Origin of the sequence: Alicyclobacillus sp. SP_1 (assembly GCF_024706985.1) — a bacterium.
Lineage (GTDB): Bacteria > Bacillota > Bacilli > Alicyclobacillales > Alicyclobacillaceae > Alicyclobacillus_I.
The window spans coordinates 12,042-27,817 of sequence record NZ_JAMCCX010000010.1; the positions used below are offsets into that span (position 1 = coordinate 12,042).

General features: G+C 55.7%; 13 protein-coding genes. 6 read left to right on the forward strand and 7 right to left on the reverse strand.

What is annotated here, in order from left to right; translation table 11 throughout:
* Nucleotides 1–111 precede the first annotated feature (111 nt).
* The gene (locus M4I36_RS01555; protein WP_258109890.1) at nt 112–366 is read left to right on the forward strand and encodes a hypothetical protein; all 255 of its coding nucleotides are present in this window, start codon (nt 112–114) and stop codon (nt 364–366) included.
* Nucleotides 323–1,888 carry an ATP-binding protein gene (locus tag M4I36_RS01560; RefSeq protein ID WP_258109891.1) on the forward strand — a complete coding sequence of 522 codons (1,566 nt, stop codon included), beginning with the start codon at nt 323–325 and terminating at the stop codon, nt 1,886–1,888. Before M4I36_RS01555 ends, M4I36_RS01560 begins: the two co-directional genes overlap by 44 nt.
* Before the next feature lie 136 nt (nt 1,889–2,024).
* Here the strand turns inward: M4I36_RS01560 and pepF are convergent, their stop codons facing one another.
* The gene (gene pepF, locus M4I36_RS01565; protein WP_258109893.1) at nt 2,025–3,914 is read right to left on the reverse strand and encodes an oligoendopeptidase F; all 1,890 of its coding nucleotides are present in this window, start codon (nt 3,912–3,914) and stop codon (nt 2,025–2,027) included.
* Between the two features lie 16 nt (nt 3,915–3,930).
* Nucleotides 3,931–5,691, reverse strand: coding sequence for a pyrimidine-nucleoside phosphorylase (locus tag M4I36_RS01570; protein WP_258109895.1), 1,761 nt, complete (start codon nt 5,689–5,691; stop codon nt 3,931–3,933).
* 242 nt (nt 5,692–5,933) lie between these two features.
* On the opposite strand from M4I36_RS01570, the gene M4I36_RS01575 reads away from it, so the two are divergent.
* Nucleotides 5,934–7,274: a lipopolysaccharide biosynthesis protein gene (locus M4I36_RS01575; RefSeq protein WP_258109897.1), complete on the forward strand. Its 1,341-nt coding sequence runs from the start codon at nt 5,934–5,936 to the stop codon at nt 7,272–7,274.
* 136 nt (nt 7,275–7,410) lie between these two features.
* Here the strand turns inward: M4I36_RS01575 and M4I36_RS01580 are convergent, their stop codons facing one another.
* Complete coding sequence (locus tag M4I36_RS01580) at nt 7,411–7,674, reverse strand: hypothetical protein (protein WP_258109898.1); 264 nt, start codon at nt 7,672–7,674, stop codon at nt 7,411–7,413.
* A gap of 341 nt (nt 7,675–8,015) precedes the next feature.
* Between M4I36_RS01580 and M4I36_RS01585 the strand changes: the two genes are divergently transcribed.
* Both M4I36_RS01585 and M4I36_RS01590 read left to right on the forward strand, forming a co-directional pair.
* Nucleotides 8,016–10,520 (forward strand): penicillin acylase family protein, encoded by a 2,505-nt coding sequence (locus M4I36_RS01585; protein WP_258109899.1) that lies wholly within the window; start codon nt 8,016–8,018, stop codon nt 10,518–10,520.
* Between the two features lie 5 nt (nt 10,521–10,525).
* On the forward strand, nt 10,526–10,897 hold the full coding sequence (locus M4I36_RS01590) for a hypothetical protein (RefSeq protein WP_258109900.1): 372 nt from the start codon (nt 10,526–10,528) through the stop codon (nt 10,895–10,897).
* Nucleotides 10,898–11,023: 126 nt separating this feature from the next.
* On the opposite strand, the gene M4I36_RS01595 is transcribed toward M4I36_RS01590, so the two are convergent.
* Both M4I36_RS01595 and M4I36_RS01600 read right to left on the reverse strand, forming a co-directional pair.
* Nucleotides 11,024–12,544 (reverse strand): fumarate hydratase, encoded by a 1,521-nt coding sequence (locus M4I36_RS01595; protein ID WP_258109901.1) that lies wholly within the window; start codon nt 12,542–12,544, stop codon nt 11,024–11,026.
* A gap of 51 nt (nt 12,545–12,595) precedes the next feature.
* A complete protein-coding gene (locus M4I36_RS01600) occupies nt 12,596–13,525 on the reverse strand; it encodes a DMT family transporter (protein ID WP_258109902.1) in 930 nt (309 codons plus the stop codon).
* A gap of 245 nt (nt 13,526–13,770) precedes the next feature.
* On the opposite strand from M4I36_RS01600, the gene M4I36_RS01605 reads away from it, so the two are divergent.
* Nucleotides 13,771–13,953, forward strand: a complete 183-nt coding sequence (locus M4I36_RS01605) for a hypothetical protein (protein ID WP_258109903.1) — start codon at nt 13,771–13,773, stop codon at nt 13,951–13,953.
* A 67-nt stretch (nt 13,954–14,020) separates the two neighbouring features.
* On the opposite strand, the gene M4I36_RS01610 is transcribed toward M4I36_RS01605, so the two are convergent.
* Nucleotides 14,021–14,314 (reverse strand): hypothetical protein, encoded by a 294-nt coding sequence (locus tag M4I36_RS01610; RefSeq protein ID WP_258109904.1) that lies wholly within the window; start codon nt 14,312–14,314, stop codon nt 14,021–14,023.
* A gap of 119 nt (nt 14,315–14,433) precedes the next feature.
* On the reverse strand, nt 14,434–15,762 hold the full coding sequence (gene lysA / locus M4I36_RS01615) for a diaminopimelate decarboxylase (protein ID WP_258109905.1): 1,329 nt from the start codon (nt 15,760–15,762) through the stop codon (nt 14,434–14,436).
* Nucleotides 15,763–15,776 lie beyond the last annotated feature (14 nt).

The following is a 15,776-nucleotide window of genomic DNA, read 5'->3' on the forward strand; positions in this document are numbered from 1 at the left end:
GACCATCGGATGCATCCACTGCGATAACAGGAGCTCATGGAAAAAGATTTGTACAAAAAAAGCGAAACGTGAGATTGTTTGTCGAAACCCTCCGGAAGAGGGTTTTTTTCCTTGTCAATACGCTTGAATATACCGATAATAAATCTGCAGCAAGATGAGCGGATGGAGTTTGAGCCAGTAAAAATCCAGCCTATTCCACGACAACAGCATGAAGCGGACAAAGAGGGCGCTTCAGAAGCGGTTCGTGGACACGTTCCGGCCAATACGCTTCACCATTTCGCGCAATCGTCCCAATTCACAACCGCTAAAGGTGGCCAACATCGTGAATACATCACCCATGTACCCGCAGCCCAACCGGTTTCCTGAATTACCGCTGTCGCAAGTCTTCCCGAGCAGAGAAGCCGAACTGGTACTGCGTGTGCCAAAATCGGAGTCAGAAACAAGTCCGTCGCTCTCGCCCAGCAGCATCAAGGTGAACGATTATCTGGTAGAGTCGTTCCGCAAAGTGATACATGCCATTCATCCCGCAACGTTCCCTGCGAACACCACGTTTTGTTGTGTTTCTGAGCAGGGTCTCGTACTCGACCTAGAGTCCGCCGCTCCTGAACAAAACCTTTTGAGTTCCAACGGGATTGAGCGTGGAGATAAGCTGATACGCCGAACGCTGGTGGACATTCTCCACAGCGAATCGAAAACCGCACTGTTCTCGAACACTGCACCTCCTTTCCTGCTTGCCGTTCACGACATCACTGCGAACGAGCCTACTCCGTTTCCACTCGGCTATCTCGTGGCCGTCGCTCCGCCCACGAGCGCCAAAGACCATCTCGCCTTGCTGACCAACTTACTCGCAACCAGCGTCGCACTGGGCATTCGCCGTCACTTGCCCGACTGCATCATGACCTCGTGGATTCCAAGCCTACTGTCGCATTTTCACATCCACGCCGTTCTCACCACGATGGACGGCACCATCCTCTTCGAGCATCATCCGGACCCCATCTCTGGACTCGCTTTGTCAGGGATGCGATCCCGCTCGTCCCGCACCAACATTGCTGAATCGATTTTCTCGGTGGAAGAGGACACCTTCCGGTTTGACCGACTCACGCTACCTGATTTGGAAAATGGAACTTCCATACAACTCAACCTGTTTGCGAAAATTAGCCCGGAAGACGAAGTGAATTTGCGGCTGCGGGATGTGGAGAAGCTGCGCACGTTGAACTCTCTGGCCGCAGGCATTGCCCATGACATCCGCAACCCTTTGACGACCGCGCGCGGCTTTTTGCAACTGTTCATGAAGCAAATTCAGTCGGACCGAGACATGCAATTTCTGCGCCTCATTATCGACGAACTCGACCGTATCCAGGGATTGCTCAGTCACTTCATGAGCATCGCCAAGCCGCCACTGCCGAAATACACGCGCACGAATATGGTGCAAGTGCTTCGCGAGGTTTGCGATTTTCTCGCTCCGGAAGCGACCTTGCGGGATGTAGAACTGAGCCTGGAAGTTCCCAGCGAGCCTCTGCCCGCTTATGCTGACCCAGCACAGATGAAACAAGTACTGCTGAACGTCGTGCAAAATGCGCTCCACGCGTGTCAAAACAAGGGGCGCGTTCACCTGTCCTTACACGCCACTTACTCAACCATCGTTCTGTCTGTCGTCGATAATGGCTGCGGTATTGCCGACATCAGCAAACTCTACCGCGGATTTTATACCACCAAGGAGACGGGAACGGGGCTTGGTGTGTTGGTCAGTCGGCGCATTGTCGAGGAGCATCGGGGCTGCCTCGACATCTCGTCCAAGCCCGGAATTGGCACAACCGTTCGAGTGGTCTTGCCACGCATGGCCGAAGACGCACCCGTGGGTGCAAAGACGAGCAGCGTCGCCGAATAAAAACGACTCCCCGCCCCGGGAAGTCGTTTTTATTCGGCACTCGCCTGTATCTTTCTCTTCCAACGACACCCGTGGGGTCAGATTCTGACCCCACAGTGCTGTGACCGTGAGTTTCTCCACAAATCCCGCGCAGTGCTTAGGCCTCGGCAGACACTCCAAGCAGTTCGGCCAATTCATCGACCAACGCGTCAAACATCTGCAGCGTGGCTTCGACTGGTTTTGGTGTGGACATATCCACTCCAGCCTTCTGTAACAGCGGAATGGGGTGGTCGGACCCGCCGCTCTTCAAGAAGGTCAAGTACGGTTGCAATGCCGCGTCCCCCTCTGCCAAAATGCGCTCGGACAGTGCCGTCGCAGCAGACAGCCCTGTTGCGTACTTGTAGACATAGAAGGCCCGATAAAAATGCGGAATGCGCGACCACTCCCAAGCAATTTTGTCATCCATCACGCAGACTGCACCAAAATACGCGTCAATGAGCTTACGGTAGGTGTCCGCTAGCCACTCGGGCGTCAGTGCTTCCCCCGCCTCAACGTGGGCGTGGGTCAGCTTTTCGAATTCGGCGAACATCGTCTGCCGAATGACCGTACCGCGTATTGTCTCCAAATGGTGATTGATGAGTGACGCGCGCACAGACTTGTCCTCGGTCGTCTGTAACAGATGCCGGAACAAGAGCGACTCATTGCTTGTGGACGCCACTTCAGCCACAAAGATGGTGTAATTGGCATAAACGTGCGGCTGCTCGCGGTGCGAGTAGTAGGAGTGCATCGCATGACCTAATTCGTGGGCCAAAGTGAACATGTGATTGAGGGAGTTGTTGTAATTCAGCAGAATGTATGGGTGAACTCCGTACGCCCCCCACGAATATGCGCCACTCGTTTTGCCGCGCGTCTCTTGAACGTCTACCCAACCTTCTTCCAGCAATCCGCGACGCGCGGCTTGTAGATAATCAGGGCCGAGCGGATGAAGCGCCTCGAGCACAGTGTCGACCGCTTTGCGATACGGAATCTTTTCATCGACTTCCGCAACGAGCGGCGTGTAGAGGTCGTAGAAGTGCAGTTCATCGACCTTCAAGACGCGCTTACGGAGTCGCAGGTATTTGTGCAACGCAGGCAGTGACGAGTGTACCGCGTCAATCAAATGATCATAGACCGAAATCGGCACGTCGTCCGGACTCAGTGCCGCTTCTCGCGCGGACGGATAGTTGCGGATTCTTGCATAGAAGCAGTCTTTTTTGACACTCGCCCCATACGTGGCCGCGAGCATATTCTGATGCTTTCCATAGGTCGAGTAAACCGCGTCAAATGCCTGCTTGCGCACCTCTCGATTGCGGCTTTCCAAAAATGTCATGTAGCGCCCATGCGTCACTTCTACTTTCTTACCCTCTTCATCGGTGATGGAGGGAAAGGTCAAATCGGCATCGTTAAACATGGAAAAAATATTTTGTGGCGCCGACGCAATCTCTTCCGTCTGGGCGAGAATGGACTCGGCGTCCGTCGAAAGCACGTGTGGCTTTTCTCGGAGGACTTCTTCTACCGCAAATTTATACAAACCTAGGGGTTCGAATTCGTGGAAAAATTGACGGATGGTCTCTGTCGGAATGGACAGAATCTCCGGCACCAAAAACGCACTCGCACTCTGCAACTGCACCATCAGCATCATCGCTTTGTCCGCGAGCGCCTGGAACTTGGCATTGCGATTGTCTTCATCCCGACGCATCCGCGCGTACGCAAACAGTCTTGACCCAATTTCATCCAACTCATCTTGAAGTTTTAATGCAGCATAGAACGACTCTGCAGAATTGCCCAAGGTGCCGGACATCGCCGCCAATTCCGCCAAGCGACCCGTCAACTGTGCCGCATCTTTCTGCCAATCTTCGTCGGACGCATAGAGGTCTTCGAGACGCCACTTGTCTTCTGCCGCAACGTCCTTTCGCTCGGGTAACTCATGAGTCGTCTCTGCGCTCGTCTCCGCCGACGTCAAGTGTTCCAACATCTGCTGACTTTTCATGGACATGAAGATACTCATTGTCTTAACTCCCCTTTCAAAAATGGAGAAACGCATGCGGCAATAACGCACCGACCGTCGTCTCTGCAATCTGTCCGCGCACATTCGTCAGGAAGACAGGAACGTCAGCACGGCAGAATTCCATGAGGACTTGACGGCAGGCGCCACACGGCGATACTGGCCCTTCCGTGTCAGCGGCCACAGCAACGGCTACAACATCCATTCCCGCCACACCATATTCCGAGATGGCGCGAAAAATGGCGGATCGCTCCGCACAATTCGTCAGTCCAAACGACGCATTCTCCACATTGCAGCCCGTCACCATCCGACCATCGCGCAACTGCAATGCGGCGCCTACCGGAAAATTTGAATATGGGACGTACGCGTGGTCGCGCGCGGCAAGTGCGGCCGCGATGACACTAGCACCTGGTGCGGCAGATTCGGGAGTGGCTGCGAGGCTTCGCCCCGCTTCTGTTTCTGCCTGCAGTTCTGCTGCATCCACACGGCCAACGACGATGGGAAGCGCCACCGTGGCGCTGTTCGCCCATGTGAACAACTGCTCCGCTTCAGGAACTGCAGCTGCTGCCGCTTCCGAGGTGGCCGCGTGAATTTCCACAAGGACCTCACCACGGCGCACAAAGTCACCCGTTTTCTTGCGGAACACCAAACCGCTCCGCAAGTCGATTCGGTCCTCTTTGGTCGCTCTTCCCGCGCCCAAACGCATCGCCAGCCTGCCTGTAGCTTCGGCGTGAATGCTGGCCACATAACCGTCCAGATGGGCCCTGACCAACTCGACGACTGGAGCGCGAGGCAAAATACTGGTATCTTCGGCGACGAGCGGTGAACCGCCTTGAGCTTTCACAAACTCAGCAAACTTAGCTAACGCGCGGCCACTCTGAACTGCCTCACGCATTTTCTCGCGCGCTTCTTCGAGCGAATCCGCCACCCCGGCCAAGACCGCCGTTTCGGCGCCAAGCGCCAAACACAGTTCTGTAAAGTCAGGTGGGCCGTCGCCGCGGAGTGTGTCAATCGCTTCTTTCACTTCCAAGGCATTTCCCACCGCATAGCCGATAGGCTCTTCCATGTGAGAGAGAATGGCCACGGTTTTGCGTCCTCGCAACTCACCGATGCGCACCATCCGACTCGCCAATTCGCGCGCTTCTGCCGCAGTTTTCATAAAAGCTCCATCGCCGACTTTCACGTCGAGCACAATCGCGTCCGCCCCACTGGCGAGCTTCTTGCTCATAATCGATGCGGCGATGAGCGGAATACTCGAGACCGTGCCCGTCACGTCCCGGAGCGCATAGAGCGACTTGTCTGCTGGAGCGAGTTCGCCCGTCTGACCGGCTACGGCCACGCCAATCTCCTTGACTTGACGCAAAAATTCGCTCGCCGACAAATTCGTTCGAAAGCCTGGAATAGACTCTAATTTATCCACGGTTCCGCCTGTGTGTCCGAGACCACGGCCAGACATCTTGGCCATAGTGACGCCGATGGAAGCCAACCATGGTGCCAAGGCAATCGTCGTCTTGTCCCCCACGCCCCCGGTGCTGTGTTTGTCGACCACAGGGCGCGGCACGCCAGGCAATTCGAGTACATCTCCAGAGTCGGCCATGGCCTGTGTCAAGGCCGACGTCTCTTCGTCATCCATCCCTTGAAAGACCACGGCCATACAGAAAGCGCTCATTTGATAGTCTGGAACTTCACCAGATATGTACCCTTGAATCAGTTGCGTCATTTCTTCATCCGTCAATTTTCCGCCTTGCCGTTTGCGCTCAATCCACTCCACCACGCGCATCTTACCGCCCCCTTTCGCGTGTCAAGCGGTCGTCTCATGTCAAGCGTACCACAGTCCACTTTCTGGTGCGAATTCGAAAATTATGTCGCTGGACACGTCCTAGAAAACCCGCCCATGTGCTACACTGAAACGCGGAATCATCCCCCAAGGATGTTCCCTAGTGTCCGGCCGAGAGGCCCTCACCGTACATCGTCGTCGTCCCCTTGCAAGCATGCACCACGAATTTCTGGAGTGACGGTTCCTTGAACGACCGAAAAACAACGTTTTTCTCCTTCATCTACCGAGGACTGTCTTCTGTCCTTGGATTTCTGAACGCGATTGTCGTTCGCCGCTTCTTGACAGTAGAAGATGTCGGTCAACTTCAATATAGCCAAGTTCTTCTCAACGGAGGCCAAAATTTTCTCGCTGGCTATACCAACTGGTACGGATATGCCATTCCCAAGCGGCCCACCGAGACCACCCGGATTGCACAAATGGGCAACCTCGTCGTCTTTGGGGCGTGTCTTTTGCTGTGGGCCATCGCCTTGCCCGTGACTTTAGTTCTCGTGCATCGCGCGGGACTGCCCGCTGCCTGGGCGTGGACGATGCTCAGCCTGCCGCTCGCCCTTCTTTTCAACTATGGCACCCGCGTGCTTAACGCCCTACACGACATTCGCTGGCTGAATCGGGCCAACATAGCACAGCCCTTGTCTTTTCTCGTATTTTATTTGTCTCTCTTTCTCATCCACTCTCCTAAATTGGAGCAGCGTCTGACCATCAGTTACATCCTTTGGACATCGTCTTGGATTCTCGCCGTGTTGATTGCCCTCGTGGCAGCGTATCGCCGCTTAAACACGCGCGCGCGTAAAGGAGAGAATGTGCTCCGTTGGCGCTTTTCCGCCGTCGACTGGCGCGGCACGTTTGCCTACGGAAGTTGGTCTTCCGTCTCCAACGTCGTCCACTATCTCAACTACCGTGTAGACTACTTTTACGTGGCTGCCGTGCTCGGACCCCGCACTATGTCTATTTATGGAACGGCAGTCGCCGTGGCCGAGGTCTTGAACACGCTGTCGCAATCGATTGTTTCCGTGGTCTTTGCGCGCATGACCGGGGCCAACCGAGAAGATGCCATTGCCGTCACGACCATGGCGTCACGCCAGACTATCATCACATCGACCTTAGCGGCCACGGGCATGGCTATCGTCTTCCCGTTTCTCTTCCCGCTGTTCGGACACCACGACGTCTATTTAGAAGCGGTCGTCCCATTCCTCATTCTCTTGCCAGGTCTCATCTTTAAAGCGGCCAGCAATATTTTGCTCCAGTATGCTACGAATTCACTCGGACAACCAAAGACGGCCATCTGGATGAACGGTCTGGCCGTCCTTCTCAATCTAGCCGTCTGTGTGGTCTTGGTTCAACACTTTGGCATGCGAGGGGCGGCGGCTGCCTCCACCATCGCATATATCCTCGGTTTTGCGATTTACTGTGTTTGGTTCGGCCGCGTCTCAAAATCGCCCGCACGAGCCCTTTGGCTTCTTCGGCGCAGTGATTTCGTGCCTTACTTCGACATCATGCGCCGCATCTTACATCGTAGGCGCCCTTAACGGACGAACGCGCTGATAAGCCGCCTTCATCTGCTCGCGTCACTATCGCACAACGCGAACGCACAAGGGGCTAGCGCGTTCGATCCCAGACTGCCTCAAAACGCCGCCTCAAAAGACAGGTCTCAATTCCAGGACCTCAGTCTCCTTGATGATGTTCTTTGCGCCCTGCTTCGCCAATGAAGGCGACGCCAAACCAAATCCAGACCATCAAGGTAATACAGGTCCAGAGGTTGACCCAAAAATTGAAATCCGTGGAGTCGTGGTCAAACCAAAAGAGCGGAAATACATAGAAGGGATTCGACGGATCCACATTAAATTGAGCTCTCGCCGAAAACAAGTAAACCAAATAGATAAGACAAAACCCCGAGAAAAACAGAGCGGACCGCGCGTGCCGACTCATCTCTACGACTCACCTCGCTCGATGTGTATGTACATCTTGTTTGCTCATGACTATCTTACAATCATTCGAGTCACTAAACAAATAGGTCGCGACTGCCCTCTTCGTTCAAGTTTTGGCAGCCTAAAAGGAGGAATTTTCAGCCCAATGTGGAATTCGTGGAGGAGGCATCCGGACATCATGAGTTGATGACGCGATGTGACCAATTCCCCCAGTCAACGAGATTGCCTCGTGGTTTTATGGCGGCAAATGTGACATTTCGTCATTTATAGAGCAAGAGAACACATCGGCAGTTTTCGTCCGCCTTCACCACCCCATTCTTATGCGCGAGTAGAGGTGACTTCATGCCCCGGCACATGGCTGGAAAAATCGTCAACACTGCCTGCGCTCTTCTCTGCGGCACAGGCATCACGTACGCATCTCTACACGGACTGCCTGGCATTCCACCACTTGGACCGAGTCTCTCCCCAGCCACTGGTGTCTGGACGCTCACCCAGACGCAGTCTCTGCTGCCCCACACCGAGACGCTCAAGATACCTGGACTAGAACGCACCGCCTCTGTTCATTTTGGTCCTCATGGTACCGCTTACATTCACGCTACCGATGACCGCGACTTGTTTTTCGCCATGGGATACACTCAGGCTACCTTTCGCCTGTTTCAGATGGACCTCGAGCGGCGCCAAGGCGAAGGCTTATTGTCCCAGATTGTAGGCAAGGAGGCGCTATCCTCCGACGAGTTTGAAGATGAACTCGGGCTGACGCGCACTGCGACGAAAGAGTGGCTCGCAATGAAAGCAGACCACCAGGCTCGCGCCGTACTTGAGGCTTTCAGCGCCGGAGTCAATGCGCGCATTGCCCATGATGAGGCGACTCACCACCTTCCGCTCATGTTCAAGTTGCTTCATTACAAGCCCGCCACCTGGACTCCCATTGACACACTGGTGATTCAGGGCATCATGACGCAGACGTTGGATTATACAGACACTCCGGCCCAATACGCGATTCTCGCACACAGTCTAGGGTATGCCCGAACCATGGAGTTTTTCCCTATTCTCCCAAAAGATAAGCAAAGTCCGTACGATCCCGGTCCATACGCAAAACCAACCGTCAGCGCGGTGCGGGCTGGTGCGAGCTCGCGCGTCAATGCAAGTGAATACCAGGCGATGCTCTCGTTCGCTCACCAAATGGCGCAAGTGCAGGGCATTTTACACACCTATTCGGACAGCAACAACTGGGCAGTCTCTGGTTCTCGCACGGCATCTGGAAGCGCTTTGATGGCGGGAGACCCGCACTTAAACCAAACCCTCCCGTCGATTTGGTACCAAGTGGACGCCTCTGCACCGGGATATCACTTCAGTGGCGTTGCCGTTCCTGGGCTCCCCGTCATCCTCATCGGGCACAATCGTCATATCAGTTGGAGTTTGACGGATGTGCAGAATCAGTCGACGCTTCTGTACAAGGAAGAGACGAGCCGTGCCCATCCGGGCGACTACTTCTATAAAGGGGCTTGGCGCCCCTTTCAACGAATTGTCTATGACATCCCTGTCAAAGGCGGAAAGACCGTACACTTACCCGTATCGATTGCCGCACAAGGCCCGGTCATGACTCAACACGGCCAGGCGCTTGCTGTCGACTGGATGGGAAACATCCCATCCCCCGACTTGTCCGTCATGTTGCACATCTTACAAGCGCATAATTTTGCAGAATTTCGCAGCGCACTGTCCAAGTGGTATGCTCCAACGCAAAACTTCGTCTATGCAGACCGTAAAGGAAATATCGGCATGATATCCGCTGGATATTATCCCCTCGTTGCAGGCGGCAAACCGTGGCTGCCCTTGTCGGGTACCGGCCCAGACAACGTGGTCGGAAGCATTCCCTACAGCGCCATCCCGCAGGTGTACGACCCTCCTAGCGGCTATGTGTTTTCGGCGAATCAGCGGGAGGTGGGTGATAACTATCCGTACTACATCGGAACGACCTACGATTTCTTTGCGAATGGATACCGGGCGGACGAGATTGCCCACGTGCTCGGAGCGAGTCACCATCTCACGGTCGCCGATATGGAACGTCTGCAGACGACCGTCCGCGACTACCTCGCAACGAAAATCGTCCCGGTCTTGTTGCAGGATGAGGCGCATGCGTCGCTCACGCCAAAGGAGCGAGAGGTGGTTCAACTGCTCGCCGACTGGCACGACCGCATGCGTGCGTCCTCACCTGCGGCCACCGTCTGGTGGACCTTTTGGACGCAATACGTGGCCGACACATTTGGCCCTTGGTGGTCTGCGGACCACGTTCCCGTCCAGTCCGACCCAACGCTCGCTCCCACTCCGGCGCTCGCGCCTCTCGATGAAGATTTGCAAGCATGGACGCTGACGGATTCGACGAATCCAGCTTTTACCCCTCCGCTCGGCGCGCCGCGTACCGCTCAGCAAGTGATGCGACTGGCATTTTCGCAGACGGTCGCGGCTTTGACCAAACAGCTTGGACCCAATCCATCCACGTGGAAGTGGAAGCGCGTGCACAGTCGCGAATTTCCGTCGCTCGCCAACATCAATGGACTCGGGTACGGCCCTCGTGGCAGTAGTGGCGATGAGTGGACCGTCAACGCCGCCGATGGATTTCCGATTTCCGAGGCGGGACCGAGTTGGCGGTTTGTCATGAACTGGGCCACTGGCCGAGGATATGGTATCTACCCGGGTGGGCAGAGCGAAAACCCGGCTTCGCCTTGGTATGAAGACCAAGTCCCCACGTGGTGGGATGGGCGATATCATCCGATGTTGACGCAAGCAGAGGCACGCGCGTACCGCGCAGGCGCTGTTTGGACACTCAAACCTGCGGGGAAAGGATGAAGCAAATGCAAAAAATGTGGATTGGCTGGTTGGCTGCTGTCGTTTTCGTTGCCGCCGCCGGATGGGCGGGCAGCCAATACGGAGCGTGGTACGCCGCGGCATTGGCTGCAGTCATCGTGGGTGCCGTCACTCGGCGAGGCTTCTCGATTGTGGCGGGCGGGCTCGGTGGACTGTTAAGCTGGGGCCTGATGCTCGCCTGGATGGCGCTTCGAGAACCCGTGGGGAAAGCGGCCGGGGACGTAGCGGCGGCGATTGGTGTTGGCATTGGCAGTGGCGCGGTGGTCGTTGTCGCCACGCTCGCTGTCGCGGCAGTTCTCAGTCTGTGTGGCGCTTGGCTTGGCATGGCACTGGGCCAGTGGGTGAAAGTTCCCACCTGAGTATTCGCTCCCCCCGTTGCGCTCACCCATGCAAGTCATCGAAAACACCCCGGCGCTTCCGATGAGCACCGGGGTGTTGTATGGTGAAACCTTTTGGAGCCTTTTGGAACTTTTTGCGCAACGAGATTAGACGAAGACGGGTTCTTTCAGGTCTTCCAACTGCACCAACGACGCTTCCTCTACGTCCTTGTGCAGAGAGTTGCCGTGCGCATCCATCGTCACAATCGCCGGGAATGCCTCCACCTCCAGATGCCACATGGCTTCCGGCACTCCAAACTCCTCCAAGAAATCAACGCCACGCACGGACTTCACGCACCGCGCGTAGAATTGCGCCGCTCCGCCAATGGCGTTTAAATACACGGCGCCTGTTTTCTCCAGTCCAGCGGACGTCTTCGCGCCCATGCCACCTTTTCCAATGACGGCGCGCAACTTAAATTTGTCTAAGATATCCGCCTGATAAGGCTCTTCTCTGGAGGATGTGGTCGGCCCTGCGGCCGTCACCTTCCACTCGCCGTCTTCCGTCTTCATCATGACTGGACCGCAATGATAGATGATGCCTCCTGCTAAGGCGACAGGCGAGTCATGCGTCAGTAGATACTTGTGCAGTTCATCCCGGCCCGTGTGCATGGCTCCGCGAATCAGGACCACATCGCCCACGTGCAACGAGCGAATCTGCTCTTCCGAAATGGGCGCTTCCAAAACGACAGCATCTTTGACCGAGAAAGCTTCCTGCGGCCTGGTCATCTCCTCTGGCGCGTCGCGATAGAGCCATGATACCAACTCGCCATCGGTGGTGAGAACCACACCCAGGCGACGAAACGCCCAGCAGTTGTATGCGACGGAAACGTAGAAACTCGCGGGTATGCGATTCATAATGCCGATTTTACAACCGAGCAAGGTCACTTTTCCGCCAAATCCCATCGTGCCAATTTCCAAGTGATTCGCGGTCTTCATGATGTACTCTTCCAGCTCGGCGAGCGTCTCGTCAGGATTGACGTCTTCAAGCGGGCGAAACAGCTGCTCTTTTGCCAACTCATAGCCCGTCGTGCGGTCACCGCCAATGCCGACTCCGAGAAATCCCGCACTGCAACCTTGTCCCTGCGCTTGATAGATGGCATGCAGAATGCACTTACGGATGCCCTCTAAATCACGACCCGCGCGACCGAGGCCAGGCAATTCCGTCGGCAGGGCATATTGAATGTTTTTGTTTTCGCAGCCGCCGCCTTTGAGAATGAGTCGCACTTCAACATCCTCACGTTCCCATTGATGATAGTGAATCACCGGAGTTCCCAGACCGAGATTGTCCCCGGAATTTTTTCCAGTCAACGGATGCACCGAGTTGGGGCGCAACTTCCCCTGCTTAGTGGCTTCAACGACGGCGGCATGAATGTCTTTCGTCATCTCCAATTGATTGAAACCAACCGGGCAGTGAACGATGAACGTCGGCATGCCAGTGTCTTGACAGATGGGCTGTACGTCTTCTTCAGCAGACACAATGTTGTCGACAATCGTGTTCAGCGCGAGACTCGCCCGTGTGCCCATTTCCTCTTGAATTTGCGCTCTCTTTATGGCACGCCGAACGTCGGGCGGCAAGTTTGTCGAGGTTTCCGTAATCAACTGAAGGAGACTCTCCTGCATGGGTTTCATCGCCAACTCATCCTCTCGATTCAGGTTCCATGATGTACTAGACTCCTTTGATTATACCACCTTTGCGTCACTGTTCACGTGCGCCGCCGCGCTCGAGCGCCGATGCTCGGCAAGTCGCAATACCGCCGTGCCGCCAAGAATGAACAGACCTGCGATGGCTAACGTCACAGTCGGTCGAATGCCGAGCCATAGCCACTGGAGCAGAGCACCGAACAGAGCTTGTGGATAAAATGTGAGCGCCGCCGCAATGCCGCTCGGCAAGCGCCGCAATCCAAATCCATACAGCACATAAGCTACCGTCGACACAATGACGACAACGTAGGCAAACTCAAGCCAACCGCCCATCGTGAGACTGGTCAGTTGCGTCCACATCTTATGCGGAGAGACGAGGAACGGAACGATGAAAAAGAGCATGACGGACCCGAGTACCGAAGTGCCCACGAGCACATCGAACAGTCCCGCATGGGCGAACAAAGGTCGAGACAAGACGGTGTACGTCGCAAAAGCGACCGTCCCGATGAGCACAAAGACAATGCCATGCGCCGACAAATGGCCAGCCCATTCGCTGGCCACGAGAACCAATACCCCACAAAACGAGATCAGCATGCCAACATAGCCGAGTAGCCCAATGCGCTCTTTATAGAGCACCCGCGAAAGAATCGCCGCGATGAGCGGAGCCGTGTTGACAAACAAGAGCGATGCAACAGGACTCAGAGTACGCAAAGCAGAGTAGTAAAATAGGGGATAGATGACCGATGAACAGAGAGCCGCTCCGACCAGTTGCAGTTTCAGGCGCCCTGACCACTTCCAGAGATTGCGAAATCTGCCCCACCACGGCGCATAACAGAGTGCTCCGAAGAAAAACCTCCAAAACGTGAGAACTGTGGGAGACATTTGTGCTTCGACCGCTTTGCCGACGACCGCATGCCCTCCCCACATCATTGCCACCAATAACAGTGCCAGCACAGGCCATGTTCGCACCCGTTCACACTCCTCACACAAAGTCCAGCCAGCCAAGGTGTCGCTTCGCTGTGCAGGTACATTATAATAGGGCAAACAAGCGCCCTCGCAGATGGTCAACAGAAAGGAGAGATGCCTACATGGACGCACCAAACTGGACGGTCACGGAGCCCGCAGCCGCCTATCTTCGCGACATCCTCGCTGAAGAGCCAAGCTGCCGCCTGCGCATTCTGATGTCCGCTGGCTGAAGCGGTCCCAGCTATAAGATGGCTCTGGATGAGTCCGTCAACGCGCTCGATATGCAAGTCGAAGAACAAGGCGTGCCATTCGTCTTTCCGGAACATCTCGTCCCCTATTTGAATGGCATTACGATAGATTTGGTCGATCACGGTTACGGCCCGGGCATCTCCATCCGCAGACCTGGACCCGTGGAGAAGCCCTCCTGTTGAGGAGGGCTTCTCTCTCTTCATCTCCACCAGAGCGCCAGGCAGCCAATCCACCTGGGAGCCCCATGCGTCAAAACCCGTGCCGGGAGTCGTTGACAAGACTCACCTCTGCGCACTGTGGGCAGACAAACACGTGTAAAGCGGTACTCCGCTCCATCGCCGTGTCAAGGAACTCTTCGTCTCGGCCACCGAGCAACATATCCGTCACCAAGCCTGCACCGCGACTCAGACCGCCCGTGCGGATGGCATGCGCGCCGCGATACTCCATCGGACTCTGACACCGCAGGCAATCCCTTTGCGTGGCTTGCATCTGGGAATGTCCCGTGCCTTCCGCCATGTGTTTCAATTCTCCAAAAAGCCCCATTGTTTTCTCCACCTCTCCAGCCAGGCGAGACTGCAGAGCGCCCGGCACAGTCCTTCATCGCACTATCGTTTTTATTGTAGTGCATCAGGAGGAAAAATGGGATGCCGAAATGTGGGGCTTCAGCAATCCATTCGCAACAAATCCTGCCAGGTTTCGCGAGCGACCACAAGGCGACTTTGTCCACCTTGCACAAAGACCACGGCAGGTTTCGGAATGCGATTATAATGACTAGCCATACTATAATTGTAAGCTCCGGTTGTGAACACCGCGAGAATATCCCCCACCTGCGGCTCCGGCAGCCACACATCTTTGGCAATCATATCGCCACTTTCACAGCATTTACCAGCGACCGACCACTGCTCCGTCCCCAACTCGTTTGCGCGATTGGCAAGCATCACCTCATACTTCGCGCCGTAGAGCGCAAATCGCGGATTGTCGGTCATACCTCCGTCGATGGCGACAAAATTCCGCACCCCATTCACTCGCTTGCGCGCGCCAACTCGGTAGAGTGTGGTCCCAGCATCTGCCACGATGCTCCGTCCCGGCTCCATTTCGAGAGTCGGCAACGGCAAGTCGTGGAGCGCAAATTCTCGCCTAACCGCTGTCGTCACACCGTCAATCAACGTCTCGAGAGGCAGAGGCGTGTCCTCATCGGTGTAGCGAACACCAAAGCCGCCACCCAAGTTGAGCGTGTCTACGGGCAAGCCCAAACGAAAGGCATGCGCATAGACGCGAGCCAGCCGTGCGACCGCAATGTGGAAGCCGGATGCGTCAAATATTTGCGATCCGATATGGCCATGCACCCCACGTAACTCAAGCGCGTCACACGCGGCCACGGCGGCGACCGCCGCATCCGCCTGGCCGCTTTCCCAGTCAAATCCAAACTTGCTGTCCTGCTGTCCGGTGGAGATGTACTCATGCGTGTGCGCCTCCACGCCAGGAGCCACCCGCAGCAAGATGCGAACGACCTGCCCGCGCGCCTTGGCCAAGCGGTTGAGGCGCTCAATCTCATCCATGTTGTCCACAATAATGGCTCCAATGCGATGCTCCAGTGCCAATTCAAGTTCTGCTTCGGTCTTGTTATTGCCGTGAAAATGAATGGCCTCTGGCGGTGCGAGAGCCGCCAGTGCCGTCATCAATTCCCCGCCCGAGACCACGTCCAGATGGCACCCCTCGGCGAGTGCCAAGTGACACATAGCAACCGTACAAAATGCCTTCGTCGCATAAATGAGGCAATAGGGCATTGCCGCTTGACGAAGGGCACGGTGAAAACTCTGAATTTGGCGCCGCAAGAGCGCCTCGTCATACACGTAGAGCGGTGTTCCATACTGACTTGCCAAATCGACCACATCGCAGTCTGCGATAGTCAAGTGGCCATGCGCACCGACCGCGTGCCCCACACGCAGACGGTCTTCCACAACGACGGGCTGGCTTTGCACCTTGGTCATCCTGCGCCGACTCC

Excerpts from the sequence above, each read along its gene's own strand:
- pepF (WP_258109893.1), bottom strand. The coding sequence starts at position 3,914 with ATGAGTATCTTCATGTCCATGAAAAGTCAGCAGATGTTGGAACACTTG.
- M4I36_RS01570 (WP_258109895.1), bottom strand. The coding sequence starts at position 5,691 with ATGCGCGTGGTGGAGTGGATTGAGCGCAAACGGCAAGGCGGAAAATTG.
- M4I36_RS01580 (WP_258109898.1), bottom strand. The coding sequence starts at position 7,674 with ATGAGTCGGCACGCGCGGTCCGCTCTGTTTTTCTCGGGGTTTTGTCTT.
- M4I36_RS01585 (WP_258109899.1), top strand. The coding sequence starts at position 8,016 with ATGCCCCGGCACATGGCTGGAAAAATCGTCAACACTGCCTGCGCTCTT.
- M4I36_RS01590 (WP_258109900.1), top strand. The coding sequence starts at position 10,526 with ATGCAAAAAATGTGGATTGGCTGGTTGGCTGCTGTCGTTTTCGTTGCC.
- M4I36_RS01595 (WP_258109901.1), bottom strand. The coding sequence starts at position 12,544 with ATGAAACCCATGCAGGAGAGTCTCCTTCAGTTGATTACGGAAACCTCG.
- M4I36_RS01605 (WP_258109903.1), top strand. The coding sequence starts at position 13,771 with ATGGCTCTGGATGAGTCCGTCAACGCGCTCGATATGCAAGTCGAAGAA.
- M4I36_RS01610 (WP_258109904.1), bottom strand. The coding sequence starts at position 14,314 with ATGGGGCTTTTTGGAGAATTGAAACACATGGCGGAAGGCACGGGACAT.
- lysA (WP_258109905.1), bottom strand. The coding sequence starts at position 15,762 with ATGACCAAGGTGCAAAGCCAGCCCGTCGTTGTGGAAGACCGTCTGCGT.